32 protein-coding genes are annotated in these 25725 nt (G+C 63.8%); 17 read left to right on the forward strand and 15 right to left on the reverse strand.

What is annotated here, in order from left to right; genetic code table 11:
* Positions 1-26 precede the first annotated feature (26 nt).
* The 5 genes from LMJ30_RS18065 (at position 27) to LMJ30_RS18085 (ending at position 3053) form a co-directional block, all read left to right on the forward strand.
* Positions 27-566: a ferritin-like domain-containing protein gene (locus LMJ30_RS18065; RefSeq protein WP_229433812.1), complete on the forward strand. Its 540-nt coding sequence runs from the start codon at positions 27-29 to the stop codon at positions 564-566.
* A gap of 31 nt (positions 567-597) precedes the next feature.
* Positions 598-942, forward strand: coding sequence for an ElaB/YgaM/YqjD family protein (locus LMJ30_RS18070; RefSeq protein WP_229433813.1), 345 nt, complete (start codon positions 598-600; stop codon positions 940-942).
* Positions 943-960: 18 nt separating this feature from the next.
* A complete protein-coding gene (locus LMJ30_RS18075) occupies positions 961-1347 on the forward strand; it encodes a phage holin family protein (protein WP_229433814.1) in 387 nt (128 codons plus the stop codon).
* 26 nt (positions 1348-1373) lie between these two features.
* On the forward strand, positions 1374-1754 hold the full coding sequence (locus LMJ30_RS18080) for a hypothetical protein (RefSeq protein WP_229433815.1): 381 nt from the start codon (positions 1374-1376) through the stop codon (positions 1752-1754).
* Between the two features lie 141 nt (positions 1755-1895).
* Positions 1896-3053 (forward strand): patatin-like phospholipase family protein, encoded by a 1158-nt coding sequence (locus tag LMJ30_RS18085; RefSeq protein WP_229433816.1) that lies wholly within the window; start codon positions 1896-1898, stop codon positions 3051-3053.
* Between the two features lie 214 nt (positions 3054-3267).
* On the opposite strand, the gene LMJ30_RS18090 is transcribed toward LMJ30_RS18085, so the two are convergent.
* The 3 genes from LMJ30_RS18090 to LMJ30_RS18100 all read right to left on the reverse strand — a co-directional run bounded on the left by LMJ30_RS18090 (position 3268) and on the right by LMJ30_RS18100 (position 4524).
* Positions 3268-3759: a hypothetical protein gene (locus LMJ30_RS18090; protein WP_229433817.1), complete on the reverse strand. Its 492-nt coding sequence runs from the start codon at positions 3757-3759 to the stop codon at positions 3268-3270.
* Positions 3760-3825: 66 nt separating this feature from the next.
* The gene (locus LMJ30_RS18095; protein ID WP_229433818.1) at positions 3826-3978 is read right to left on the reverse strand and encodes a DUF3309 family protein; all 153 of its coding nucleotides are present in this window, start codon (positions 3976-3978) and stop codon (positions 3826-3828) included.
* Between the two features lie 75 nt (positions 3979-4053).
* Complete coding sequence (locus LMJ30_RS18100) at positions 4054-4524, reverse strand: outer membrane lipoprotein (RefSeq protein ID WP_229433819.1); 471 nt, start codon at positions 4522-4524, stop codon at positions 4054-4056.
* A gap of 246 nt (positions 4525-4770) precedes the next feature.
* On the opposite strand from LMJ30_RS18100, the gene LMJ30_RS18105 reads away from it, so the two are divergent.
* From LMJ30_RS18105 to LMJ30_RS18115, 3 genes are all read left to right on the forward strand, one after another.
* Positions 4771-5316: a hypothetical protein gene (locus LMJ30_RS18105; RefSeq protein ID WP_229433820.1), complete on the forward strand. Its 546-nt coding sequence runs from the start codon at positions 4771-4773 to the stop codon at positions 5314-5316.
* Positions 5317-5378: 62 nt separating this feature from the next.
* Positions 5379-5693 (forward strand): BON domain-containing protein, encoded by a 315-nt coding sequence (locus tag LMJ30_RS18110; protein WP_229433821.1) that lies wholly within the window; start codon positions 5379-5381, stop codon positions 5691-5693.
* A gap of 66 nt (positions 5694-5759) precedes the next feature.
* Complete coding sequence (locus tag LMJ30_RS18115) at positions 5760-6974, forward strand: AI-2E family transporter (RefSeq protein WP_371873043.1); 1215 nt, start codon at positions 5760-5762, stop codon at positions 6972-6974.
* Between the two features lie 131 nt (positions 6975-7105).
* On the opposite strand, the gene LMJ30_RS18120 is transcribed toward LMJ30_RS18115, so the two are convergent.
* From LMJ30_RS18120 to LMJ30_RS18130, 3 genes are all read right to left on the reverse strand, one after another.
* Positions 7106-8023, reverse strand: coding sequence for a YihY/virulence factor BrkB family protein (locus LMJ30_RS18120; protein ID WP_229433822.1), 918 nt, complete (start codon positions 8021-8023; stop codon positions 7106-7108).
* Between the two features lie 63 nt (positions 8024-8086).
* The gene (locus LMJ30_RS18125) at positions 8087-9106 is read right to left on the reverse strand and encodes an OmpA family protein (protein ID WP_267869722.1); all 1020 of its coding nucleotides are present in this window, start codon (positions 9104-9106) and stop codon (positions 8087-8089) included.
* 232 nt (positions 9107-9338) lie between these two features.
* Complete coding sequence (locus LMJ30_RS18130) at positions 9339-9611, reverse strand: collagen-like protein (protein ID WP_229433824.1); 273 nt, start codon at positions 9609-9611, stop codon at positions 9339-9341.
* A 308-nt stretch (positions 9612-9919) separates the two neighbouring features.
* Here LMJ30_RS18130 and LMJ30_RS18135 point away from each other — a divergent pair, with 308 nt between their 5' ends.
* From LMJ30_RS18135 to LMJ30_RS18155, 5 genes are all read left to right on the forward strand, one after another.
* The gene (locus tag LMJ30_RS18135; RefSeq protein ID WP_229433825.1) at positions 9920-10534 is read left to right on the forward strand and encodes a winged helix-turn-helix domain-containing protein; all 615 of its coding nucleotides are present in this window, start codon (positions 9920-9922) and stop codon (positions 10532-10534) included.
* Between the two features lie 170 nt (positions 10535-10704).
* Positions 10705-11472 (forward strand): glutathione peroxidase, encoded by a 768-nt coding sequence (locus LMJ30_RS18140; protein WP_229433826.1) that lies wholly within the window; start codon positions 10705-10707, stop codon positions 11470-11472.
* Positions 11469-12494, forward strand: coding sequence for an LLM class flavin-dependent oxidoreductase (locus LMJ30_RS18145; RefSeq protein WP_229433827.1), 1026 nt, complete (start codon positions 11469-11471; stop codon positions 12492-12494). The genes LMJ30_RS18140 and LMJ30_RS18145 overlap by 4 nt, the downstream gene beginning before the upstream one ends.
* Before the next feature lie 2 nt (positions 12495-12496).
* Positions 12497-13354, forward strand: a complete 858-nt coding sequence (locus LMJ30_RS18150) for a M90 family metallopeptidase (RefSeq protein ID WP_229433828.1) — start codon at positions 12497-12499, stop codon at positions 13352-13354.
* A gap of 97 nt (positions 13355-13451) precedes the next feature.
* Positions 13452-14006, forward strand: a complete 555-nt coding sequence (locus tag LMJ30_RS18155; RefSeq protein WP_229433829.1) for a glycine zipper domain-containing protein — start codon at positions 13452-13454, stop codon at positions 14004-14006.
* A 264-nt stretch (positions 14007-14270) separates the two neighbouring features.
* Here LMJ30_RS18155 and LMJ30_RS21695 read toward each other — a convergent pair whose 3' ends face one another.
* Positions 14271-15131 (reverse strand): universal stress protein, encoded by an 861-nt coding sequence (locus LMJ30_RS21695; protein ID WP_267869708.1) that lies wholly within the window; start codon positions 15129-15131, stop codon positions 14271-14273.
* A 147-nt stretch (positions 15132-15278) separates the two neighbouring features.
* Here LMJ30_RS21695 and phbB point away from each other — a divergent pair, with 147 nt between their 5' ends.
* A complete protein-coding gene (gene phbB, locus LMJ30_RS18170; RefSeq protein WP_229433830.1) occupies positions 15279-16025 on the forward strand; it encodes an acetoacetyl-CoA reductase in 747 nt (248 codons plus the stop codon).
* A 5-nt stretch (positions 16026-16030) separates the two neighbouring features.
* On the opposite strand, the gene LMJ30_RS18175 is transcribed toward phbB, so the two are convergent.
* The 6 genes from LMJ30_RS18175 to LMJ30_RS18200 all read right to left on the reverse strand — a co-directional run bounded on the left by LMJ30_RS18175 (position 16031) and on the right by LMJ30_RS18200 (position 20518).
* Complete coding sequence (locus tag LMJ30_RS18175; protein WP_229433831.1) at positions 16031-16420, reverse strand: TraR/DksA family transcriptional regulator; 390 nt, start codon at positions 16418-16420, stop codon at positions 16031-16033.
* Between the two features lie 128 nt (positions 16421-16548).
* The gene (locus LMJ30_RS18180) at positions 16549-17010 is read right to left on the reverse strand and encodes a hypothetical protein (protein WP_229433832.1); all 462 of its coding nucleotides are present in this window, start codon (positions 17008-17010) and stop codon (positions 16549-16551) included.
* 18 nt (positions 17011-17028) lie between these two features.
* Complete coding sequence (locus LMJ30_RS18185) at positions 17029-17883, reverse strand: hypothetical protein (protein ID WP_229433833.1); 855 nt, start codon at positions 17881-17883, stop codon at positions 17029-17031.
* 79 nt (positions 17884-17962) lie between these two features.
* Positions 17963-18757, reverse strand: a complete 795-nt coding sequence (gene otnI, locus LMJ30_RS18190; RefSeq protein ID WP_229433834.1) for a 2-oxo-tetronate isomerase — start codon at positions 18755-18757, stop codon at positions 17963-17965.
* Between the two features lie 25 nt (positions 18758-18782).
* A complete protein-coding gene (locus LMJ30_RS18195) occupies positions 18783-20051 on the reverse strand; it encodes an MFS transporter (protein ID WP_229433835.1) in 1269 nt (422 codons plus the stop codon).
* A gap of 11 nt (positions 20052-20062) precedes the next feature.
* Positions 20063-20518, reverse strand: coding sequence for a MarR family winged helix-turn-helix transcriptional regulator (locus tag LMJ30_RS18200; RefSeq protein ID WP_229433836.1), 456 nt, complete (start codon positions 20516-20518; stop codon positions 20063-20065).
* A 216-nt stretch (positions 20519-20734) separates the two neighbouring features.
* On the opposite strand from LMJ30_RS18200, the gene LMJ30_RS18205 reads away from it, so the two are divergent.
* Complete coding sequence (locus tag LMJ30_RS18205; protein WP_229433837.1) at positions 20735-21163, forward strand: hypothetical protein; 429 nt, start codon at positions 20735-20737, stop codon at positions 21161-21163.
* Between the two features lie 75 nt (positions 21164-21238).
* Here the strand turns inward: LMJ30_RS18205 and LMJ30_RS18210 are convergent, their stop codons facing one another.
* Together LMJ30_RS18210 and LMJ30_RS18215 are read right to left on the reverse strand one after the other, a co-directional pair.
* Positions 21239-22627: a DEAD/DEAH box helicase gene (locus LMJ30_RS18210; RefSeq protein ID WP_229433838.1), complete on the reverse strand. Its 1389-nt coding sequence runs from the start codon at positions 22625-22627 to the stop codon at positions 21239-21241.
* 244 nt (positions 22628-22871) lie between these two features.
* On the reverse strand, positions 22872-23651 hold the full coding sequence (locus LMJ30_RS18215) for an inositol monophosphatase family protein (protein WP_229434033.1): 780 nt from the start codon (positions 23649-23651) through the stop codon (positions 22872-22874).
* 182 nt (positions 23652-23833) lie between these two features.
* Here LMJ30_RS18215 and LMJ30_RS18220 point away from each other — a divergent pair, with 182 nt between their 5' ends.
* Both LMJ30_RS18220 and LMJ30_RS18225 read left to right on the forward strand, forming a co-directional pair.
* The gene (locus tag LMJ30_RS18220) at positions 23834-24592 is read left to right on the forward strand and encodes an RNA methyltransferase (RefSeq protein WP_229433839.1); all 759 of its coding nucleotides are present in this window, start codon (positions 23834-23836) and stop codon (positions 24590-24592) included.
* Positions 24592-25533: an alpha/beta fold hydrolase gene (locus LMJ30_RS18225; RefSeq protein ID WP_229433840.1), complete on the forward strand. Its 942-nt coding sequence runs from the start codon at positions 24592-24594 to the stop codon at positions 25531-25533. Before LMJ30_RS18220 ends, LMJ30_RS18225 begins: the two co-directional genes overlap by 1 nt.
* Positions 25534-25725: the final 192 nt, after the last annotated feature.

Genomic DNA, 25725 nt, shown 5'->3' on the forward strand with positions numbered 1-25725 from the left:
ATTTTCAAAGCAAGGAACACATCATCATGGAAGAAACCAACAAGCCCCTCGCGCACGGATTTGACGTGGCGGCGATCCGCGCCGCCGCGGCCAACATGGACGAGGGCGCGGTAACGGAAGGCTACGCGGCCGACCGTGAAGCCGTGATCGCGATGCTCAATGACGCACTCGCTACCGAACTGCTGTGCGTACTGCGCTACAAGCGCCACTACTACACCGTCAGCGGCCCCAACACCGGGCACGTCAAGGCCGAGTTCCTGGAACACGCGCAGCAGGAACAGGATCATGCCGACACGATCGCCGAACGGATCGTCCAGCTGAACGGATCGCCAAACTTCAACCCGGCCACCCTGACTGCACGCAGCCATGCCGAGTACGACGAATCGGAAGACGTGCAAGCAATGGTGCGCGCCAACCTGATCGCCGAACGTGTCGCCATTGAGTCGTACCGGCAAATGATTGCCGCCATCGGCGACAAAGACCCGACCACCCGCCAGATGCTCATCAACATCATGGCGGTGGAGGAAGAGCACGCCGATGATATGCGCGATCTTCTGTCCCACTAAACCACCTTTTTAATCACACACGGAGTCCATCATGATCGATACCAATATCCGCACCAACAGCACCTCGTCGTCGGCCCTGAACCACAACCTGGACACCGTCCAGACCGACATCAAGACCCTGGTCCGTGACGCGCAGTCGCTGCTGACCGCGGCGGCCTCGCTGACCGGCGAGAAGGCCGAAGAGATGCGTGGCCGCGGCATGCAGCTGCTGGACCAGGCCATGGGCAAGGGCAAGGAATACCAGGGCCAGGCGATGGTGCGCGGTAAGGAACTGGCACACACCGCCGATGTCTACGTTAAAGACAACCCATGGCGCACGATCGCTGCCGCCGCTGGCGTCGGCCTGCTGGTCGGCGTCATCCTGGGCCGCAAATAATTCACGCCGGGAGAAGCCATGGACCACACGACCACAACAGTACATGGCCCCGGCTTGTTTAGCGGCCTGACCGGGCTGGCAAAAAACATTCTCGGACTCGTGGTGTCGCGCCTTGAACTGGCGGCACTCGAGTTATCCGAGGTGCGCAACCACGTCATCGAGCTGGTCGCGATCGGCGCGCTGGCGCTGATCTGCAGCTGGTTTGCGATTGCGTACGGCACCGCGATGATCGTCGCGCTGGCGTGGGAGTCGATGGGATGGACGATCCTGTTGGTGATGTTCCTGGTTTTCATCGCCATTACCGCGGCCCTGGTATTCAAGGCCAAGGCAATGCTCAAGGAAGGCAAGCTTGCCTTCCCGGAGACGATGAACGAACTCAAGAACGACCGCGACATGCTGCTGTGACCGGCCAATAACAAGAGGGGAACTACATGGACAAAGACGGCGAACTGATCAAGAAGGACCGGGAAAGTACCTCGGACGTGTCGGAGCGCAAGGCGCGCCTGTTGCGCCAGGGTGATTTTTACCGCGCCGGCATCGTCCAGGCGAAAGCCCACATCAAGCATGGGGCAAAGCCTGAAACAATTTTCCACAACGCGATGGACCACGCAACGTTCGCGCTGCGTTCCCGGGTGGATGGCCTGTTGAGGCCGACGGGCATCAATGTCGGCACCGTCATGCCTTACGCCATGAGCGCCATGAGCTTTATCAACCGCCGGCGCCTGCAAAAGCCGGCGATTGGCCTGGCTGTACTGATGGCTGCGGCAGGCTGGTATGCCAACCGCCACCGCGCGCGGCTGGCGCACATGTAAAGCGGCCGCAGGGCCGGCAGACCTGAAATATGGTGGGGCTTGGGCGGCGTCGCAATCGCAGATTCGGCGCCGCTTTTTTTCTGGAGAAGACATGTCCTTACTGCTTCGCAAGGCGGTGCTGGCTGGCCACGGACATTGAACGTGGCAACACCCAACGTCCTGAATCCCCACGGCTTGCGCATTGCACTGGTGCTGCAAGGCGGCGGCGCGCTGGGCGCCTACCAGGCTGGCGTCTACCAGGCGCTGCACGAACACGACCTGGTGCCCGACTGGATCGTCGGCACCTCGATTGGCGCGGTCAACGCAGCCTTAATTGCCGGCAACCGCAAGGAAGACCGGCTCGCGCGGGTGCGCAGTTTTTGGGAGCGAGTCTCCCATCCCGACCGGGTCGACATGGAGCGCGTCAGCGACAGCCAGCGCCGCTCGAATATTACCTTCAGCACCATCGACACAGTGTTCCATGGCGTGCCTGGCTTCTTCATGCCCCGCCCATTCAACGGGTTTGCCTTCGGGCTGCCGGTCGCGCCGGAATTGGCCTCGTTCTACGACACGACGGAGCTGAGCAACACGCTTGCCGAGCTGGTCGACTTCGACTACCTGAACAGCCCCGACTGCATGCGGCTGACGGTCAACGCGGTCAATGTGGCGACAGGCCAGCTGACACACTTCGACAGCCGGGCCATGCGGATCGAGCCCGACCATGTCCGCGCCAGCGGCAGCCTGCCGCCCGCATTCCCGCCTGTGCGCATCGACGGCCAGCTGTACTGGGACGGCGGACTGTACTCGAACACCCCGCTCGAGTCGGTGCTCGGTGCAATGCCCGAAGGCGACGTCCTGTGCTTCATGGTCGACCTGTGGAGCGCGCGCGGCCCCGAACCCTACACGCTCGACCAGGTGCAAACGCGGCAGAAGGACGTCACCTACGCGTCGCGTTCGACCCGCCACATTGCCGATTACGCCAAAATGCACCGGCTGCAATACAAGCTGCGTGACCTGTACGCCCGGCTGCCGCCCGAACAACGCACGGTCGAAGACGAGCGCGACCTCGCGGCGCTGGGCTGCGAAAGCACGCTGCACATCGTGCGCCTGCCGTATTCGGGGCGCGACTGGCACATGGCCGCCAAGGACATCAATTTTTCGAAGGGATCGATCGACTGGCGCTGGGACCAGGGATACGCCGACGGCATGCGCGCTGTCGGCGACGCCGCGTGGCTCAGGCATATCGAGGAAGACACGGCGGTGGTCGTGCACGAACTGCCATCCGACCGCGACCGCCGGACCGCTTTGGGCCGGGAATAGGCCGCGAGCTGATGTCGCCAATGTTCCAGGTCGCGATTGCCTCAATGGTGCGCGACGGCAAAAATTATCAGCGAATGAGCACCTGCCACGTGAGGTTGGGCGGACAAGCGTAGCGCCTCCGCCGAATTGGCCTGAATCACGACCACGCTGTGGCCAACCGGTGGAGGCTTCGCTTGTCCGCCCGGCCGCGTCAACAAATCCCGCGGGAAGTGTTTCAGCGCGCCGCGCCAGCCATCGCCTTGCTCCTGGCCTCGGACATTTCACGCTGATACGTTGCCCGCGCTTCCTTCATGCAGGCCGCGCGTTCGGCAGTCGGCTGGCGCCGGCAGTTTCCCTGCGCCTCCTGCAGTCCTGCGGCGATTTCCTTCTGCATGGTGCGCAGGCGCGCGGCCGGCGTTGCGTCTTCGCGGTACCAGCGCTGCGGATCGCCCGCCGCCACTTCGGCAGCCTGCTTGCGCGCCGTCGCCGGTGGCACGTTCTGGTCGCTCGAATCCTGGGGCAGGGCGGTGGCGGCAGGCTCCGCCGATGCGCTCGCGCTGGCCGATGGGGTCGCGCCCGTCGCCGGCGTCGCAGGCCGTGGTTCCGGCTGTGCGGCCTGCGCGGAAGGCGGCGCTTCCGCTTGCTGGGCCTGGGCTGTCGCTGCCGCCAGCATCAGGGCCAGGGCGGCTGGAATTATGCGCAGAAATCTTTGCCTCGGGTGTGTCATGTCACCTCCTTCGAAAATGTGCTTCAGAAAAGAAAACCGGCGCACGCGGCGCCGGTTCAGCTTGTTTTACAACCGCCCAGTAAGCAGCAGGATGATCAGGATAATCACCAGTATGCCGGTGATGCCGACCGGTCCGTAGCCCCAGTTGCGGCTGTGGTTCCAGGTCGGCAGGACCCCGATCAGTGCCAGGATCAAGATGATCAGCAGTATTGTTCCCATGGTCAGCTCCTCAGTAAGATTCAGACGAGATGAGCTTCGCCAGTGTTGTGTTTATCTGCTGCCCAACCTTCTGGATTAATAGCGGTAGGCGCGGCCGTCGACGATACGCACGCGGTTGCCCACGCGCAGGTCATAGACGCTGTCTTGCACCACCGAGCGGTACTCGCCGTTATCCATGCGGATGTTGATCTGATACATGTCACGGCCGGCGGCAGCGCGGTCGCCTTCGACCTTGTTGCCCAGCGCCGCGCCACCGACGGCGCCGGCAACGGTTGCTGCGGTACGGCCGCTGCCGCTACCAACCTGGTTACCCACCAGTGCGCCGACCAGGCCGCCGACCACTGCGCCGGTGCCGCTGGTGCCGGCCTGGCTACGGGTTACCTGGATGGAATCAATGGTGCCGTAGCCCATTGCTGCGCTCGATGGCGAGCCATAGGCGCCGTAGGTGCCCGTGTTGTACGGGTCGGAGGAGGTGCTTGCGCAACCGCCCAGCAGGGCTGCGCTGGCAATCATCAGTGTTGCAATGGTGGTATTCGTCGACTTCATGTTGTTCTCCTTTTGCAAATGTGTGAGGTCAGGATAGTCCTGCCAGATTTGCAAGGTCTGTGCGTTTCCGCACCTTGGACAGATCGATTTCGCGACAGTTCATCGAAACCTGCGGCCGATTGCGTTGCGTCGTTAGCACGTTTGTACAAATAAAAACTTCAGTGTTCGTTAGCGTACAGAACAGCTGGCTTAAGCAGCGTAAAACATCAACATGACTGATCGTTTTGATAACTGGAGAAAAATAATATGAGAGCTCACCTCGCCATTGCCCTGCTGTGTAGCGGCGCCTGGATGTCCGGGATGGCCCAGGCAGCGACGCCGGAAGCGAAGGTTGCGTACAACGAAGCGCGCGACCGCGCTGCGCTGGAATACAAAACGACCCGCGCCAGGTGCGGCCTGATTACCGGCAATCCAAAAGACATCTGCCTCGCCGAAGCCAAAGCGGCCCGCGTTCACGCCGATGAAGAAGCCCATGCGCATTACAAGAACACGCTCAAGGCCTACACCCAGGCCCGCCTGCGTATCGCGGCAGCCTATTTCGATGTCGACAAGGCCAAATGCGCCGCCCTGACCGGCAACGACAAGGATGTCTGCCTGCAGCAGGCCAAGGCAACGCTGGTCGCGGCCCAGGCCGATGCGCGCGCCGACAGGAAAACCATCGAAGCGCGCAATGATGCGCGTGACGACAAACGAACGGCTGAATACAAAGTCGCACTTGAAAAATGCGACGCGTTTGCCGGCGCGGCCAAGGACGGATGTGTCACTGCCGCAAAAAACCAGTACGGAAAGTAAGGCCCCGCCGTACCGACCAGCTCATTTGAGCATTTTTGATTAACCACCGAAGGAGTTACACCATGAAAATCGCACAACGCATCGCCCATATGATGATTGCAGCATCCGTCCTGACCACCATGGTTGCTTGCGCACCGACCGCAAACCGTGAAGGCACCGGCGAATACATCGATGACTCCGTCATCACCGGCAAGGTAAAAGCTGCTTTCGCTGCCGACCCTAACGTCAAGGCAACCGAAATCAACGTTGAAACCTTCAAGGGCGAAGTCCAGCTGTCCGGTTTCGTGGCCCAGCCAGCCGATGCATCGCGCGCTGCAGATATCGCACGCGGTATTAAAGGTGTAAAGTCCGTAAAGAATGACGTACGCGTAAAATAATTATTGGTCCGGCCGGACCAATCCCGGGCCGGCCTTTTGGCCGGCCTTTTTTTTTGTGAAGTTAACATGCAGCTAGCAGACCCGAACCCGGTACGCGCCGCCGAGGACGCCCTCGGGGACACCCACGCCGCCAGTTCCGATTTCCCCGACGCCGCGCCAGGCCACCCGGCCGGGCTGCGCCTGCCAATCCACGTCAATGCGCGCGGCCTTGCGCTGGGCATCATTGCCACGGTCGCCTTTGTGTACGCGCTGCAGTGGTCGCAGAAATTCCTCGTACCCCTCCTGCTGGGTATTTTCATCGCCTACACCCTCAATCCCGTGGTGCTGTGGCTGGAGCGCTGGCATATCAAGCGCGCCATCGGCGCAACGCTGGTCACCGTCGCCATTGTCGGCCTGATGGGGCTGGTGATCCACCGGGTGCAGGACCAATTCTTCAACATCATCGACGACCTGCCGCAGATCACAGAAAAGCTGACCCGCGTATTGAACAAGACATCGGGCGGACAGCCAAGCACGATCCAGCAGGTGCAGGCCGCGGCCGCACAGATCGAGCAGGCCACTGCCAGCGTCGGCATGGAAGGCAAGCGCGCCGCGCCGCGCAAACCGCCGCCGGCAGTGGGCGGCAGCAGCAGTTTCAAGGTGATGGACTGGGTACTGGCCGGCTCGATGGGCCTGGTGACCTTTGTCACCCAGGCCACGATGGTGATCTTCCTCGTGTTCTTCCTGCTCCTTGCCGGCGACACGTTTAAACGCAAGCTCGTCAAGCTGACCGGGCCCTCGCTGACGCGCAAGAAGGTCACGGTCCACATTCTGGACGACATTAATACGTCGATCCAGAACTACATGTTCATGCTGCTCGTCACAAACACGATGCTGGCGCTGCTGATGTGGGTGGCGCTGCGCTCGATCGGGCTCGAGAATGCCGGCGCATGGGCCGTGGTGGCCGGGCTGACCCACATCATGCCGTATTTCGGACCCCTGCTGATCACGTCGCTGACCGCGCTGGCCGCGTTCATGCAATTTGAATCGGTGCAGATGGTGCTCTTGGTGGCCGGCGCCTCGCTCGCCATCGCCACCCTGGTCGGCAGCCTGATCGCGACCTGGATGACGGGACGCATCGCCAAGATGAATGCGGCGGCCGTGTTCGTCAGCCTGCTGTTCTGGGGCTGGCTGTGGGGCATGTGGGGCCTGCTGCTCGGCGTACCGGTGGTCGTGATGATCAAGGTCGTGGCCGAGCGGGTAGAGGGGATGGAAGTGATTGCGGAGCTGCTGGGCGAGTAAGGGGCGGGAAGGCGGCGTGCCAAATCCGCCGTGGCTTCCGAGTCGACGCACACCAACGATCGTGCGGCTGCTCCAGTAGCCGGTCGCGTAGGGCGGATAAGGCCAGGGGCCGCATCCGCCCACTTCGCAACTTACCCTACCTTCTGCAACTTGTCCGCGCCCGTTTCCTCAGCGGGCTTGTGCTTCAGGCTGCCAAGCTGCAGCGCATACTGGCGCGCGAACTCGGCCCCGAGGAAAAAGATTTGCGCCGAGTAATACACCCACAACAGCAACGCAATCATCGAGCCGGCCGCGCCAAAGCTGTCCGCCACGCCGCTGTTGCCGATATACAGTCCAATGACAAATTTACCCAAGGTGAACATGGCCGCGGTTCCCAGCGCACCAATGGTCACGTCGCTCCACGACAGCTTGATGCGCGGCAGCAGCTTGTAGATCGTGCCGAACAGGGTCGCAATGACCAGGAAACTGATGACCTGCGCGATCCAGGACAGCAGCACGGTGGCGTCCTGCCACACGCCGGTGAAATAGTTTTCCAGGATGGCGAGCACGGCACTGACCACCAGCGACACCATCAGCAGGAAGCCCAGCACCAGGATCAGGCCGAACGACAGCAGGCGCGTGCGCACGATATCCCACCAGCTTGCGTCTTTCGGTGGCGGCACGTTCCAGATTTCATCCAGGCTGTCCTTCAGCTCGGCAAACGCGCTGGTGGCGCCGAACAGCAGCAGGGCAGTGGCAACGATGGTCGCCCACATGCCGCTTTCCTTGTCGCGCGCACCGGCCAGCACCAGCTGGATCGCTTCCGCGCCCTGGGCGCCGACCAGGCCTTTCAGCTCGCTGAGGAGTTGGCCCTGGGCGGCTTCATGCCCGTAGAAGAAGCCGGCGATGGCGATGACAACCACCAGCACCGGCGCAATCGAGAACAGGGTATAAAAGGCCAGCGCCGCTCCTTTGCTGGCGGCGCGGTCGGCAAACCATTCCGTGACCGTGCAGCGCATCAGGTGTACAAGTTGCTTTGAAAACGGCACCCATTCCTTCGCTACATCCATAAACGATTCTCCAGAAATAATAAAAGGGGCAGGCTCGCCCCTTTGTTACTAACACAGCAGGGCTTATTCGGATACCCGCCGTTCGATGGTGATCTGCTCGACCTCGACCCGGCGATTCGGTTCCAGGCATTTGATCAGCTCAGCCCGGTTCTTGTTGGTGCAGGTTACCACCGGGTTCGCTTCCCCCTTGCCGTAGGCTTTCAAGCGTGCGCCGTCAATGCCCTTGGCCACCAGGTAGTCGCGCACCGCATTGGCGCGCTGTTCCGACAGCTTGAGGTTGTAGGCGGCCGAACCCAGGCGGTCGGCATAGCCGGTGATGTCGACGTCGGTAATGCTTGGGTCGGCAGTGAGCGCGGCGGCGATTTCGTCGAGGCGCGACTGTACCGGGCCCAGCTTTGCGCTGTCGAACTCGAACAGCTCGGTGGCCGACAGGGTGATTTTTTCAAACCGCGCCGGTGCTGGCGGCGGCGGTACCGGTGCCGGCGGAGGGGGCGGCGCCGGCTGCTCGGCGACTGGCGGTGGCGGCGGCGGCGGTGCGGGCGGCTTGTTGAATGCGTAGTTAAAGCCGATCGTCAGGTATTTGTTATTGCTTTTGTCGAAGCCAAAATCTTCGTCGTGGCGCAGGCGACCGCGCACGCTGCGCAAGTCTGCCTGCATCGACCACTGGTCGGTAAAGCCCAGCTGGAAGCCGAGGCCGGCGGTCAGGTAGGGCGAGGTTTCGTGCACGCGGCGCAGCGGGTTTTCGACCTTGTCGCGCTGGGCGCCGACGCCGAACAGCAGGAAGGGACGGAATTTTCTGCGTGACATCATCAGCAGGGCATCGGCGCCGACCAGCGTCTGGCGGTAATTGAAGGGTCCGCTCTCCGAGCGCGAGTGGCTGGCGCCGATCTGCAGGTCCCACATTTCGGACAGCGGCCTGCCGAAGCGCAAGCCGCCGCCGTAGTCGCGTTCGTCCGTGCCGAACTCGACGTCCGGTTCAAAGTAATTAATGCTGGGCTGGATGTACCAGGACGGATTTATTTCTTGTGCGAAAGCAGCGCCAGCACAGCAGGCCAAGCCGACAGCCACCGCAATATTTTTCATGTTGTTCACAGGAACTCCCGAAATGTAATTAAACGTAATTGTTGACAGTGTTCTGTGAGGTTCGACTGGAGAATAAGCGTACGAGTTCAACCACTCGGTGCGTTCCCGCACTACGGTGTCCAGGTTGTCATTTTTTTACAACATAACGTCGTTTCGATCCTGCGCAGCATGAAAAAAAGCGCCGGACCGGAACTTAACCGGTACGGCGCTGTCTCATCAAGCGCTATACAGCTTACTTCGCTGGCTGCTCTGGAACGACCAGGACGGTATCGCCGTCCTTGCCAGGCTCGCCAGGGGCGCCAGGAGCACCTGGTTCGCCTTTTTCACCAGGTGCGCCGGCTGGGCCAGGCACTGGTACCGGGACAGGAACCGGCACTGCGGCAGGGGCGGCCGCCGGGGTTTCAACGACGGTGGTCGCAGGCGGGGTGACGGTGGTGCTTTCGGTCTTTTCGCAAGCGGTCAGGCCGGCGACGGCCAGCAGTGCTGCCAGTAGGGTGATCTTCATGGTGGCTTCCTTATAAAAATTGTTCATCAATGTCGATGCGCACGCTGTCAGCGCGGACAACCACAGAATAAATACCCAACCCCGTTTGCTCTGTACGGGAACGCACACAGCCGGGCCTGCTTGCATGATCGTCAGAAAAAGATGACGACGAGCAGGAAATTTCTTGAATGTTCGATGGCGCACAGACCTGATGATGTGAAACAGGCATTCTTGAGCCCAAGGAGTACGGAACCCGCGAAATTGTCAGGCTGTCAAACGACATGAGCGGTTCGTACCAAATGACTATCTCTTCGATGGAGTAACTCAACATGCATGCAACGACACCTCAATCCAACGCGGCGCAAGGCGATATGAATGCCTCGCGGTCGGCCAATTCCACCCTGATCGAGCGCGTCGCGCCTCAGCCGGCGGAGCGTGCCCCGATCTCGATGGCGCCGATTGAGCGCGTGCGTTCGACTTCCGCTACCCAGCGGCGCATTGAAAATATGCAAAAACTGATCCAGGAATTGTCGACCCACGAAATGCTGGCCGACGAAATTGCCTGGTTCCTCAAATTCTCGCCATCGGGCGCGCGTAAATACATCCGCGACCTGCGCGAAGCCGGCGTGATCGAACTGGCCCGCTATATCGAAGGCACCGCCACCTACCTGGGCAAGGCCGTGTACCAGATCTCGCCTGATCCTGAGCGGGTCAAGGCCTTCCTGGCCGCCATCGTCCAGCCAAAGCGCGAAGGGGCAGCCCCGCGCAAGGAGCGTCCAGGCCTGCGCGAGCAGAGCATGGCAGGCACCGGCCGCCACTTCCACATCCTGGCCGACGATACCCATTATGCGATCCGCGTCAACCGCAGCCCGGTCGCCCGCGATCCGCTGGTTGCCGCGCTGTTCGGCGCCGCTCCGGCGGCCAAGCAGGAAAACAACGCCTAAACAGGTGGCCGCCAGCGGCCTCCTACCCGGCACGACCGACGCCGCTGCACCTCCTGGTGCCGCGGCGTTTTGCATTTTGCGGCTTGATAGATTGAAAAGAGCTTAAGCAACCCCACTTGAGCCCCAGCGGCACGATGCCGACACCACTACCTGATCCCGAAAGGAACACCATGTTACCGACCCCCGAATCGCTGGAAGGCAAGCCTGTCCCTCAGATAACATTCAAGGCGCGGCCGGATGACCAGTGGCGGGACGTCAGCACGGATGAGCTGTTCAAAGGCAAAACCGTCATCGTGTTCTCGCTTCCCGGCGCCTATACGCCGACCTGTTCTTCCAGCCATCTGCCGCGCTACAACGAGCTGGCGCCGGTGTTTCGCGACAATGGGGTCGACGACATCGTCTGCATGGCCGTCAATGACGCCTTCGTCATGAACGAGTGGAAGCAGGGCCAGGATGCGGCCAATATCACTTTCATGCCAGATGGGAATGGCGACTTCAGCGAGGGCATGGGCATGCTGGTCGACAAGCGCAACCTGGGCTTTGGCATGCGTTCCTGGCGTTATTCGATGCTGGTGCGCGATGGCGTGATCGAGAAAGTGTTCATCGAGCCGGAAAAGGACGGCGATCCCTTCGAGGTGTCCGATGCCGAGACCATGCTCCGCTACATCAACCCGTCCGCCCAGGTGCCCGAACCGGTGGTCGTCTTCTCCAAGCCCGGCTGCCCGCATTGCGCGCGCGCCAAGGCGGCGCTGGACGATCGCGGGCTCAGCTATACCGACATTTCCCAGAGCCAGCACATCAACGCCAGCGTGCTGCGCGCCGTGTCGGGCGCGTCCACCTGGCCCCAGGTCTTCATCGGCGGCAAGCTGATCGGCGACGCCGACGCCCTCGAACAGCATCTCGCTTCCGGCGCGCCCCCGGCTTCCCCAGCAGCATGAGGCTATCCGTCCTTGACCAGTCGCCGGCCATCGCCGGCCACCAGCCAGCCGAAGCCATTACCGCTTCGCTGACGCTGGCGCGCCATTGCGACGCGCTGGGCTATAACCGTTACTGGTTGTCCGAGCACCACAACAGCAGCAGCATCGTCGGCAGCGCGCCCGAAGTGCTGATGGCGGCGGTCGCCGCCACCACCCACCGGATCCGCATCGGCAGCGCCGGCATCATGCTGCCGCATTACTCGGCCCTCAAGGTGGCTGAGCAATTCCGCGTGCTGGAAGCGCTGGCGCCGGGCCGCATCGACCTCGGCGTCGGGCGGGCGCCCGGTTCCGACCGCCTGACCGCGCGGGCGCTGAACCCGCACGCCAGTCCCGGCGCCGACGAGTTTCCGCAGCAAGTGCGCGACCTGCGCGACTGGATCGAGGGCCGCCGCATGCCGCCCGATCATCCTTACCGCGCGATCAAGGCGCAGCCGCAAGGCGAGGGCAGTCCCGCCATGTGGATACTGGGCAGCTCGAATTATGGAGCGCAGCTCGCCGCCCATCTCGGCCTGCCCTACGCGTTCGCGTATTTCTTCAGCGATGGCCAGGGCGTCGAGCAGGCCCTCGACCTGTACCGCAGCAACTACCAGCCGAGCGAGCGCTACCCGCACCCGCAGGCGACCATCTGCGTCTGGGCGCTGGCCTGCGATACCGAACAGGAAGCGGCGCACCAGCTACAGACCCGCGAACACTGGCGCGTCCGCTTCGAACAGGGACTGCTCGGGCCGCTGGTGTCGCCCGAAGACGCTGCCGCCTATCCATACACGACGGCGGAGCTCGACCGCATTGCCCAGATGCGCCGCAGCGCCATGGCCGGCAGCGCCGAACAGGTCGCCGACACCTTGCGCGCGCTGGCCAGCCGGCTCGACCTGTACGAACTGGTCGTCAACACCTGGGCCTACGAGCGCTCGGTCCGGCTGCGTTCCTACAGCCTGCTGGCCGAGGCGTTCAAGCTGAATGTGGAGGGTCCGTGGAGGCGTTAATCTTGTCACTCGCCATCGCTGCGGTGGTGGGCGCGTTCAGCGTTCCGAAGTGGCGGCTCAGGCGCGCACTGGCCCAGGCGATGCCCCAGCAGCACCTGAATATCCTCAACGCCAACATCCCGGTGTACCGCCACATGGATGCCGGGCTGCAGCAGCAGCTGCACAAGCTGGTCAGGCAGTTCCTTTATCAGAAGAAGTTTATCGGCTGCGCAGGCCAGCACATCGACGATGAGGTGCGCGTCACGATTGCCGCCCAGGCCTGCATGTTGCTGCTGAACCGGCCAAGCCGCGTCTACGCCGGCCTCGACACGGTGCTGGTCTATCCGACTGCCTTCATGGCGCCGCGCAAGCACGTCGACGAGGCGGGAGTGGTGACCGAGGCACGCCAGGACCTGCTGGGCGAATCCTGGGGCGACGGCCGCGTCGTGCTGGCCTGGGACCACGTGCTGCATGGCGCCCTCAACTGGACCGAGGGCCACAACGTGGTGCTGCACGAGTTTGCCCACCAGCTTGACAGCGAATCGGGCAGCAACAACGGCGCGCCGTGGCTGGGCGACCGCGCCAGTTACCAGCGCTGGTCGGAAGTGCTGTCGCGCGACTACGCCAACCTGCAGGTCGATGCGATGTACCGCCAGCAAAGCGTGCTCGACCATTATGGCGCCAGCAGCCCGGCCGAGTTCTTCGCGGTCGCCACCGAGGCCTTCTTCGCGCGGCCCTACGAGATGGCCAGCCACCATCCGCAGCTGTTCGGCGAGTTCCTGCGCTACTACCGGGTCGACCCGCGCGAATGGCTGGCCGCGCCGGCCGAGCCCGGGCCGGCGGCGTACTACGGCCGGCCGGCCTATGGCCAATGGCAATGATTGGCCTGGGATTCGGACGCCATAGTGCGTTAGCGAACAGAGAAAACAGCGCTGCTGGCGCATCCTGAAAACATCTTAGATGCAGGAGGGTTTTAGCATGTCCACAATTATTGCAGGTCATTTCCAACTCCAGGACGAAGTCGACATGGCTCGCCGCGAACTGGTGAACGCTGGCTTTGCGGCAGACCGCATCAGCGGCTTTTTCGTCAACCAGCCGGGACAGCACGACCTGACTGCCATCGGCGGTGACAACGTGCTGTCGCCAGGCGCCAAGGAAACCCCGGAGGGCGTGGTGGAAGGCGCCGCCACGGGCGGCGCGGTGGGCCTCGCCATCGGCGCGGCCACTTCGCCGGTGACCGGCCCGGTGGGCCCGATCGTCGGCGGCCTGGTGGGCGCCCACGTCGGTTCGCTGTTCAGTTTTTCAAAGATGAAAGACGCGGGCGAGCGCGAAGAGGGCGGCGAAAACCGGATCGAACCGCGCAAGCCGGGCATGCTGCTGGCAGTGGCGCTGCCCGACGCCGCGGATGAAGCCCGCGCGCTGGACGTGCTGCGCAGGGTAGGCGCGCACCACATTGAGCGCGCTGAAGGCACGGTGCAGGATGGCGACTGGGTGGATTTCGATCCGCTGAGCGTACCAGTGCTGGTCCGCTAAGCGGGCATGGCGCATTCAAGACCCCAGCCTTGTGCCGGGGTTTTTTTTGGCTATGTCACCGTTAAGTGTGGAAGTGCTACACCCTCGTCGTTCCCGCGCAGGCGGGAACCCATTCTGAAGACGATCAGTAATAAAGCGATTCGACCTCCAGCGCACACATCGTATGGGTTCCCGCTTTCGCGCCGAACGACGTGCTGCATTCCAAACCTAACGGTGACATAGCCTGTTTTTGCCCTTAGGGGAAATAGCCAGGTAGGGGACGGCTCAATGCGCCATCAGCACCGGTATCGTCATCCCCTCCAGCACCGAGCGGGTCGCGCCGCCGAGGATGGTCTCGCGAAAACGCGAATGCCCGTACGCCCCCATCACCAGCAAGTCCGCTGAGCGCTCCGCAGCCAGGGTCAGCAGCGCGTCGCCCACCTCATGCCGCCGGTGCCCGCGTTTCTGCTCGACCGGCACGATCGACAGCTCCGCCGTGATGCCATGCCGCGCCAGGAAAGGCACCGGATCGGCCGAGGTCGCGTCCGCCACCGTACGGGCGCCGCTGCGCGTGTCGAACACCGCAACCGTCACGGTCTCGGCCCGCGCCATCAGCGGCAGCGCCAGCTGCAGCGCGCGCGCCGCCTCGCGGCTGGCGTCCCACGACACCAGCACGTGCCGTCCCGGGTCGCACGCTTCCATGCCAAACGGCAACAGCAGCACCGGCCGCCCCGAATGGATCACCACGTAGGCCGGGAAATCGGCCATCAGCGGCGCCACCGCCTGGCCCGGCTCGGCCTGGCCGACCACCACCAGGTCGGCCGCGCGCGCATGCAGGCTGATGCCCGCGCCCGCCTCATCGTCGACCAGCCGGCCTTCGTACGAGGCCACGCCGCTGCTGTCCATTTGCCGCGTGAACAAAGCCAGCGCGTCGCGCGCCCGCTCGCGCAGGAAGTCGAGGTGCAGCGCAAGGGTCGGGTCGTTCGCTTCCGAGGGCATGGCCTGGTACAGGAAGCGCGACACGCCGCTGAGCGCGGCGCCGATCACGTGGCCGCCGCTGCGCCTGGCGATGGCGGCGGCCGCGCCCACCCTGGCGGCGGAGCGCACGCTGTCATCGACATGCACGAGGATGGTCTTGAAATCCATGGCGTCACCTCCGTGTTGGTGGAATTGCTCGGTCAGCTTAATCGTTTGATATCGCTCAACATTACGTGGCGTCTGCACTCCTAGACTTGGCCCTTCACGCTCCCTGAAGCGCGTGTACCGGATAACCGAGAATGGAGAGACAGATCAATGGAAAATAATAAAGTAGCCCTTGTGACGGGCGGAATGGGTGGCCTCGGCACTGCCATTTGCCGGCGCCTGCACGCCGCCGGCTTCAAGGTCGCGGCGACCTATTCGCCCTCCAATCCTACACCGGAAGCCTGGCTGGCGGCGCAGCGCGACGAGGGCTACCGCTTCCTGTCGTACAAGGTCGACGTCGGCAACTATGCCGATGCCGAGTGGATGATGCAAAAACTGCTGTCCGAATGCGGCCGTCTTGACGTGCTGGTGAACAATGCCGGCATCACCCGCGACCAGACCATGCGCAACATGGAGCACGCCGACTGGGCCGCGGTCATGCACGCCAACCTCGACAGCGTATTCAACATGAGCAAGCAGGCGATCGAGCCGATGATGGCGCAGAAATGGGGCCGCATCATCAACATCTCGTCGGTCAACGGCCAGAAGGGCGCCTACGGCCAGGCCAACTATGCGGCGGCCAAGGCCGGCATGCACGGCCTGACCAAGTCGCTGGCGCTGGAGATGGCGCGCCACGGCGTGACCGTCAACACGGTGTCGCCGGGCTACCTGAACACCAGGATGGTGCAGCAGGTGCCGCAGGACATCCTGGTGGGGCGCATCCTGCCGCAGATTCCGCTGGGCAGGCTGGGCGAGCCGGAAGAAGTGGCCGCGCTGGTGGCTTACCTGGCCTCGCAGGAAGCGGGCTTTGTCACCGGCGCCAACATTGCCATCAACGGCGGCCAGCACATGTGCTGAGGGCTTCAGGGCGCGCGCTTTTCGGCGCGCGTCTGGCAGGTGATGCACAGGCGCGCATCGGGGCGCGCCTGCAGCCGCGAAAAACCGATCGGGTTGCCGCATTCTTCGCATTCGCCGTAGCTGCCGTCATCGAGCTTGGCCTGGGCGCGCTTGACCGATAGCATCTGGGCCGCGTTCATGCCGGCCGCTTCCAGCGCAAGATCGTTCAGCAGGCGCACCGTGGCCTTGTCGGCGGGCGAGGTTTCAACCTCCTCGACGGGGAGGTGGTGGTTGCTCTCGACCACGTCGATATCATCCTGGCGCGCCAGCGCGGCGCGGCGCTGCTCCAGCAGCGACTCGAGGATTGCGAGCTGGCCCTGGTCGAGGCCATTCATGGCGTGCCTGCCGCTCATCATGTCGGTACCCCACGTTCTGGAAGGAAAAGAGAGCCGCCGCCACGGCAGGCTTGACCCAGTGTAGCGCGTTCAGGCGGCGATGAACATGGGCGCACGCGCAAGCGGGCGGCGCCGGCGGGGCGGCGGGTTCAGGCGGACTTGTTGACCTTGTGCGCATCGAGCGCTTCGACCTGGTGCTTGATTTTTTCAAGCGCAAGGATGATCGGCGCGGGCTGTCCCGTCGCCGCCGCGCCGGCGAGCGCCACCACCCCGGCCACCAGGCCGGCCAGGTCCTTGATGACGGCGATCTTGCGGATCTTTTCGGCGGCCGCGGCGGTCAGCTCGGCCAGGTGGCGCTGCGGCTTGCCCAGCGAAGTGACGATCAGGCTGGCCGCGTCCGCATACAGGCCATTGGCGCGCTGGCGCAGCACCAGCTCGTGGTCGAACAGCGCGCGCAGCGCGGCCTGGCGGGTGGCGCTGGGCGGCTTGCTGCGGTCTTGCTGGATCTCCTGCATGATGCGCTGGTGCAGTTCGTCGGCAATGTGCGACAGCTGGTCGGCCAGCGCCTCGACGTCTTGCACGGTGGACAGACCGCCCGCTTCCTTGTTCATCGCATACCTCGTTTGCTTTTAGTTTTCGGAAAGGCCTTCGCGGATCACGCGCAGGTCGCGCCCGAAGTTCCTCAGGGTGCCGCGCACTTCGTCCCCGGACAGGTTGTGCAGGTTTTCGCGCAGTTTCTGGTGGCCCAGCGACACCTTGGTCAGCCCCTGCAGCGCCAGCGCGTAGCGCTTGTCGACCAGCTTGTACTCCTGCGACTTGTTGAGGTAATGAACTTTCGCCAGGGTCACCAGCATGCGGTCGTTGGGCCGGTTGGCATACGGGATCTCGATGTCGAAAATGCCGAGGATCGTCTTCTTCTCATTCTCGTTGGTCTTGGCGTACAGCCGCGTGAGCGAAATCATGGCGCCGATCAGGGTCTGCAGGTCGGCGTCGCCGTCGCGCACCATGGTCTCGACGCTGCGGCCCTGGTAGCCCGAAGCGATGGCCCGCGTCAGCAGCCGGGTCAGGCCGGTGTAGGCGGTCACGTGGCGCTGCTCCAGAGCGCTTTCAGCGTTGGCCTTCAGGCCGTTGCCGAGGTCGTCCAGCTGGGGCGTCAGGTCGAAGCGGCTCTCGCCCGCCAGCAGGGCCAGCGTCTGCATGTACAGCACCACCGATTTTTGCAGGGTGCGGAAATCCTCGTACACCGCGCGGCGCTTGGCGTCGTTTTCCTTGGCGATCTTGTCGGCTGCCGGGGTCAGGTAGGGCTGTTCGCGCAGATAGGTGTCGCGGTAACGGGTCGACAGTTCCGCGTAGCCGCCCAGCCTGGCCGAGGCGCCCGCGAACTCGCGGACTTCCACCAGGCTGACGTGGGTACCCGCGCAACCGCCCAGCAGCAGGCAGGCGGCGAGCGCGGCAAGGGTGGTGCAACGTTGGAGCAGGTTCATGGGGTCCTCTCAGGCCGCATTGTTGCGTGCCGGAAGCCCCTATTCTTGCGCCTCTATCTGTAAAGCATCTTGCTGAAGGTCAACTCTGTAGAGCGTGGGCGCGCAGGCGCTCGCGCCAGCCGAGCCCCGCCACGGTACCGTGGGCGGGCGTGTACTCGCAGCCAACCCAGCCGTCGTAGCCCAGTTCGTCGAGCAGGGCGAACAGGTGCGGGAAGTTGATCGCGCCGGTGCCGGGTTCATGGCGGCCTGGCACATCGGCAAGCTGCACGTGGCGGATCAGGGGGAACAGGGCGCGCAGGGATTCCGCCACGCCGCCTTCCATGCGCTGGGTGTGGTAGATGTCGTACTGCAGGAAGATGTTGGGCGCGCCGCAATCGGCGATGATGTCGGCGGCCTGCTGGCTGCCGTTGAGGAAATATCCCGGCACGTCGTAGCTGTTGATCGGCTCGATCAGCACGCGCATCGCGCGCGGATGCAGCTTGTCGGCCGCGAACTTCAGGTTGGCCAGGAAGGTTTCGCGCGCTTGCTCGCGGCTGACCCCGGGAGGCACGATGCCGGCCATGCAGTGCAGCTGGCGCACCCCCAGCGCCACCGCGTATTCCAGCGCGAGGTCGACGCTTTCCTGGAATTCGGCCACCCGGTCCGGGTCGCACGCCATGCCGCGGTCGCCCGCTTCCAGGTCGCCCGGCGGCATGTTGTGCATCACCAGGTGCAGGCGCGCGCGCTCGAGCCGCTCAGTGAGCTGGGCTGGAATGTAGGCGTATGGGAACTGGAATTCAACGGCATCGAAGCCGCTTTCCCGCGCCGCCGCAAAGCGGTCGAGGAAAGCGACTTCGTTGAACATGGTGCTGAGGTTGGCGGCGAATTTTGGCATGCATCGATGATACATCTGCTCAGGCTTATGCGGTGCTTGCCGGGTCGGCAATACGCGAAATATTTGTACAGGCAAATGCCAGCAGCGAGTACGCGACCAGGAACAGGCCTGCCCCCAGGAACAGCTGGCCCAGCGACAGGTACTGCAGCAGGAAGCCCGTCATGGCGGCCGACATCGGCGCCAGGCCCATGAAGATGAACATGAAGATGCTCATCGCGCGGCCCAGCATGGCGCGCGGCACGCGCTGCTGGATCCAGCTGAACACCGCCACCTGCATGCAGCCCCCGATCAGGCCCAGCAGCACCAGCACGGCTGCGGCCTGCCAGCTCGCGTCCACCAGGCCCATCGGCAACAGCAGCAGGCCGGAGACGCCGTCGGCCAGCAAGATGGTGGTGCCGAAGGTGCCGACCCTCACCTTGCCCAGCCAGCCGGTCAGCGCCATGCCGAGCAAGGTCCCCGCGCCATGCACCCCCATCAGCAGGCCGAGCGCGGAGGCGCCGTGCAAGCGCTCGTCCGCCATCACCGGCAGCGCGACCTGCATCAGGCCGCCCACGACGAAGGCGCAGATCGCCCAGTACAGCATGCAGCGGCGCAAGGTGGTATCGCGCCACACCATCGCGAGCCCGTCGCCGATGGCGCGCAATACCGGCGCGGCGATCGCGCGTGGCGGCGCGTGGTGCGCCTGTACCTTCGACAAGGTCCATGCGGTGAACAAGAAGGTAAACGCGTCGAATCCGAACGCGATCGCCATGCCCTTGCTGTTGTCTCCCGCACCGCTGCCGTCGCCGAAAAGCGCGAACACCAGCGCCGCCAGCAGCGGACCGGACAGCATCGTGACCTGGCGCACGCCCATCAGCATGCCGTTCGCCCGCGGCACCAGTCCGGGCGCAACCACGTGCGGCAGCAGCGAGGTGCCGGACGGGATGCTGAACGCGGACGCCAGCCCAAGCCCCAGCGCCAGCGCGCACACGGCCGGCAGCGACGGCTGGCCTGACAGCACCAGTGCGGTCAGCGCCGCCAGCAGCACGGCGTTGGCGTACTTGCTCAGCATGAGCACCGATTTGGGCGAGTAGCGGTCGACCAGCGCGCCGCCTACCAGCATGAACAGCGCACGCGGCACGCTCATCAGCGCGATGACAAGGCCGAGGGTGAGCGCGTCGCCGGTCATCGTCAGCACCAGCCAGGGCAGGGCGACCATGGTGAACTGGTCGCCCAGCGCCGAAATCAGCGAGCCGCCCATCATCCAGCGGAAATTCGGTTCGCGCAGCAGGGTCGAGCGGTCGGATTGGGTCATGGTTTCTTTCGTTAAACGGTGGAGGCCGGCGTGCCGGCGAGGCCGCCGAGCGATCGGGCCATCGCGGCGACCTGTTCAGGCGGCAGCGTGCGCAATACTTCCCGGCTGACCAGGTTGACGGTGACCCCTGCGTTAGCGACCAACTCTTGCCCGGTCGGCGTGATCACCGCAAACCCAACGCGGGCGTCGCGTGGATCGGCCTCGCGCGCTACCAGGCCGATTTTTTCCAGCGGCAGGAGGCTGCGGGTGACGCCCGATGGCGTCAGGCCCAGTTTTTCCGCCAGGTCGACACGGCGCAGGCGGGCGCCGGGCGCCATGCGCAGGTGATTGAGCAGCTGGTAGTCGTTGAAGCTGATGCCGTGATGGCTGCCGAGCGCCGAATCGAAGCGCCGCTGCAACAGAGCGTGCACGCGCGCGATGATCAGGCAAAGCTCGCTGGCGCTGCTGGGATCTTGTGGAACGATCATGAGGCTTCCTTTTATAGTAAACAGGTACTTGATCACTCAACTATATCCCAACGATTGGAAATCGCAAGCGCGATCTCGGCAAATTCTTCTGAATGTTGAAACCGCGTCGCCTAAATCCTACATTCTCATAGCGCGTACACCTACTGCCTGATCCTGCCCAGCGTCCTAGCATGGGATATCGGACCTCTGGTCCGCATTGGATTGAAGGAGAAAACGATGGCGAAATCCAAAACCGGGAATCAGGGCCAACAGCAACAGGGAAGCCGGCAACCGGACCAGGCCCGGCAGCAGGGTAGCCAGCAATCGGACCAGGCACAGCAGGGAAACCAGCAATCTGACCAGGCCCTTACAGGCAACCAGCAGCAGGGCCAGGGCGGCATGGGCGGTAACGACCGTGGCAGCAGGCAGGGCGGCGACGAACCGGCCTATGAGGACGTTGATCTCGGCTATGACCCGCAAGCTGGCAATTTGGGCTCGCAGGAAACGGCTGAAGTCCAGCAAAGCGCCCAGCGCGAAGGAATGGGAAGCCACCGCCACAGCAATCGCGGCAATGAGCAGGCGCTCGACGCCACGGCCGATGTCGACGATCTTGGCAACCACGTCAAGGGCGCGGCCAATTCACGCGCTGACAAAAAAGGCAGCTGACCGCTACCGGTAAAACGAAAAAGCCACCTGGGACCGAAGTCCGAGGTGGCTTTTGTGCGTGTCGTCCGCCCGCGATTAGCGGCCGCGACCGCCGCCGCCGCCCGAGCGGGCCGGGGCCGATGAACGTCCGCCGCCGCCGCTGCGTGCACCGCCACCGCCGCCTGCGCTGCGTGGCTTGGCCGAACCGCGTCCGCCACCGCCGACACGGATCACCTGGCCACCGCCGCCACCACCACCGCCTGGACGGCCACCGCGGCCGCCATGGCCGGGCGCACCGCTGCGCAGCTGGATCGGCTGGGCGCGCGCGGTCGGATCAGGCTCGAAGCCCGGGATCACCTGGCGCGGCAGGGTTTGCTTGATCAGCTTTTCGATGTCTTTGAGCATGTCATGCTCGTCCACGCAGACCAGCGATACCGCTTCGCCGGTGGCGCCGGCACGGCCGGTACGGCCGATCCGGTGGACGTAATCTTCCGGAATGTTCGGCAGGTCGTAGTTGACCACGTGCGGCAGCTGGTCGATGTCGATGCCGCGCGCGGCGATGTCGGTGGCCACCAGCACCTGCAGGGTGCCGTCCTTGAACTCGGACAGCGCGCGGGTGCGCGCGGTCTGGCTCTTGTTGCCGTGGATCGCCAGCGCGCCGATGCCGTCCGCGCCCAGCTGGTCGACCAGCTTGTTGGCGCCGTGCTTGGTGCGCGTGAAGACCAGTACCTGGCTCCACTTGTTCGACTTGATCAGGTGCGCCAGCATCGGGTGCTTCTTGTCGCGGTCGACCGGGTGGATCTTCTGGGCGATGACTTCGACGGTCGAATTGCGGCGCGCCACTTCGATCATGGCAGGCTTGTTCAGCAGGCCATCGGCCAGTGCCTTGATCTCTTCCGAGAAGGTGGCCGAGAACAGCAGGTTCTGGCGCTTCGGCGGCAATGCCGCCAGCACTTTCTTGATGTCGCGGATGAAGCCCATGTCCAGCATGCGGTCGGCTTCGTCCAGGATCAGGATCTCGATCTTCGACAGGTCGACGGTGCGCTGTTCCATGTGGTCGAGCAGGCGGCCAGGGGTGGCGACCAGGATGTCGACGCCTTGCTTGAGCTGCTTGATCTGCGGGTTGATGCCGACGCCGCCGAAGATCACGGCCGAGTTCAGGTTGGTGTACTTGCCGTAGATGCGCACGCTTTCCTCGACCTGGGCCGCCAGTTCGCGGGTCGGGGCCAGGATCAGCGCGCGTACCGAACGCTGGCTGCTCTTGTTGGTCAGCGCGGCGCCGATCTTGTCGGTCGACAGGCGGTGCACGATCGGCAGGGTGAAGCCGGCGGTCTTGCCGGTGCCGGTCTGGGCGCCGGCCAGCAGGTCGCCGCCGTTCATGACGGCAGGGATCGCCTGGGTCTGGATCGGGGTTGGCTGGGTATAGCCTGCTTCTGTGACTGCACGAACGATGGCGTCGGACAGCCCGAGAGTGGTAAATGACATTGTGAACTTTATTGGTAAGATCGGCCCGTCGCCATCGTGATGGCGCCAGTCGCAGGCAATCGATTGAAAAATCAGAGGCGGCAGGGAGACTGGAAGCGGTGCCGCTTAATGTTGCAGTATAAACACAGCTATTCCGATTGGAAAGAAAAAAGTTTCGCTGTGGAAATTACCGCTGGGAGTAGAAGGGACGGGACGTCCCTTCGTCAGGTCAGGCCGTATTTTACGCCAGTCAGCAAAAGCTTGCTTAAGCGAATGGAGAAAGCAGGGTGACCATCTGGCCGAACACTTTCGGGCTGGCCGCGATGATGTCGCCTTTATGCAGGTAGTCGGACTCGCCGTTGAATTCGCCGACGATGCCGCCCGCTTCGGTGACCAAAAGTGCGCCCGCCGCGATGTCCCAAGGCTTCAGGCCTTTTTCAAAGAAGCCATCGCTGCGGCCGGCCGCCACGTTGGCCAGCTCGAGGGCTGCGGCGCCGGCGCTGCGGATGCCGTGGCAACGCTCGGCCATGACGCCGTACATCTTCAGGTAGTCGGCCAGCGCGCGCGGACCGGCGCCGTGGCCAGCCGACAACAGGGCATTGCCGACGCGGTCGTGCTTGGTCACGCGGATGCGTTTTTCGTTCAGGAAGGCGCCGGCGCCCTTGGTGGCGGTAAACAGGTCGTTGCGCACAGGGTCGTAGACGACGGCCTGGGTGGTCACGCCGCGCTGTTGCAGCGCGATCGAGATGCAGTAGTTCGGGTAGCCGTGCATGAAGTTGATGGTGCCATCGAGCGGGTCGATGATCCACGAATATTCACTCTCGTCGTTCAGGTTGGCCGATGCACCCGATTCCTCGGCCAGGATGGCGTGGCCGGGGTAGGCCTTGAGCAGGGTCTCGATGATGGCCTGTTCCGCTGCCTGGTCAATATCGGTCACGAAATCGTTGTGTTGTTTTTCGGTGACAGTGACACGTTCGACGTCGAAGGACGCGCGGTTGATCACGGTGGCGGCGCGGCGGGCGGCCTTGATCGCCGTATTGAGCATTGGGTGCATGTTGGCTTTCTGTTTAATAGAACGCTAACGCGCACGGCGCCCCGTCAGGGCGCTGTGTGCGCTAGTGAAACAAGAATGAATTAAAGAGCGGTGCGGCGGCGAACTGGTTAAAATCGCGGGCTTGGAAGCCCTGGCTTTTTGACACTCGACGCTGCGCGATGGCGCTATTTTAAATGATCATGCCCGAAACAAGCACATCTCTTTTCAATCGCCTGCGCTTTGTGCTGGTCGAAACCAGCCGCGCCGGCAACATCGGCTCGGTGGCGAGGGCCATGAAAACCATGGGCTTTTCCGAATTGGTCCTGGTAAATCCGCGCTTCCCGGGCATGCTGGACGACCCCGAAGCGGTGGCGTTCGCCAGCGGCGCGCTCGATGTGCTGTCCGGCGCGCGCACCGTCGGCAGCATGGCCGAGGCGCTGGAAGGCTGCCAGTTCGCCGCCGCGGTGTCGGCCCGGTTGCGTGAATTCTCGCCGCCCGTGTGGACCCCGCGCGCCTTTGCCGGCCACGTGGCCGGGCAGCAGGGCCTGAACGCGGCCCTGGTCTTCGGCAACGAACGCTTCGGCCTGCCCAACCAGATCGTCGAGCAGTGCAATGTGCTGATCAATATCCCCGCCAACCCGGCCTATTCGTCGCTCAACCTGGCGCAGGCGGCGCAGGTGCTGGCCTACGAATGCCGGATGGCTACCGAAACCGGCGAAGCGCCGCCCACGCCGGTCGGTTTCCACGGCATTGCTGCCAGCGTGACCCAGATCGAGGGCATGTACGAGCACCTCGAGCAGGCGCTGGTGGCGGTCGGCTTCCTCGATGCGGACAATCCGAAAAAGCTGATGCCGCGCCTGAAGCGGCTGTTTTCGCGCACCCAGCTGGAGGCCGAGGAAGTCAACATCCTGCGCGGCATTGCGCGCCAGATCCTCAAGGACCGGGCCGGCTGATGAGCGCGCGCCTGCTGCTGCAACTGCTGTTGTTCGTGCAAGCTGCAGCGGCCGGCGCGATTGCGTATGCCCTGGCGCGCTATGCCGGCGCCGACCCCATGCTCGCGCTGGCGGGCGGGCTGGCCACCGTGGTGCTGGTGCGCGCCCTGATCTCGGTGAACAACTTTTTGATGAGCAGCCGCGCGGCCAGCCCGACCCCGGACGAATTCCGGCTCGGCCGCGCCGCCCGCCTGCGCCTGTTTGGCGAAGAATTCCGCGCCTCGATGCTGCAATCGTCCTGGCTGATGCCGCGGGCGCGGCCCTCGCAGCGCATCTTTCCCGGTTCGACGGTGCCGCCTGTGCTGTTATTGCACGGCTATGGCTGCAACAGCGGCTACTGGAAACACCTGTTGCCGCTGCTTGACGCCGCCCGCATCAGCCATGCCTGCCCCGACCTCGAACCGCTGGGCGGCGACATCGACGGCTATGTGCCTGCGGTCGCGCGCGCCGTCGATGCGCTGTGCGCGGCCAGCGGCGCGCCGCGCGTGACCATCCTCGGCCACAGCATGGGCGGGCTGGTCGCGCGCGCCTACGTCCGCAAGCACGGGGCCGCGCGGGTGGCGCGCATCATCACGCTGGGCACGCCCCATCACGGCACCAGCCTGGCCAACCTGGGGCTGGGCGCCAACGCGCGCCAGATGCGCCGCGCGCGCCGCGGCGACACGCCGGAAAGCGACTGGCTGCGCGCGCTGGCAGGGGGGGAGGACATGGCCACCCGCGCCCTGGTCACCTCTATCTATAGCCACCACGACAATATCGTTGCGCCCCAGACCTCCAGCCACCTGGCGGGAGCGCGCAACATCGCCTTCGGCGGCGTGGGCCACGTTGCACTCGGCTCCAATCCGCACATCCTTTCATGCATCATGCATGAACTTGCACGGGACACCGAATCTCACGAATAAGCGTGGCATGCGTGCTACATTCGTTACAGACCTTGTCGAGGAAACTGTGACAGAACGCAATTGCTTACTCTGCTGAAAATGTGTCACGATGTAACACATGGGAGGGAGCGTGTTCCTCCTGTCTGGCGGCCTGAAGCATGTCGACGCGGCAGCGCCAGAACCACCTGGCCGGGTTAACTATCGGGAGTGCAT

This window comes from Massilia agrisoli (assembly GCF_020831365.1).
GTDB lineage: Bacteria > Pseudomonadota > Gammaproteobacteria > Burkholderiales > Burkholderiaceae_D > Telluria_A > Telluria_A agrisoli.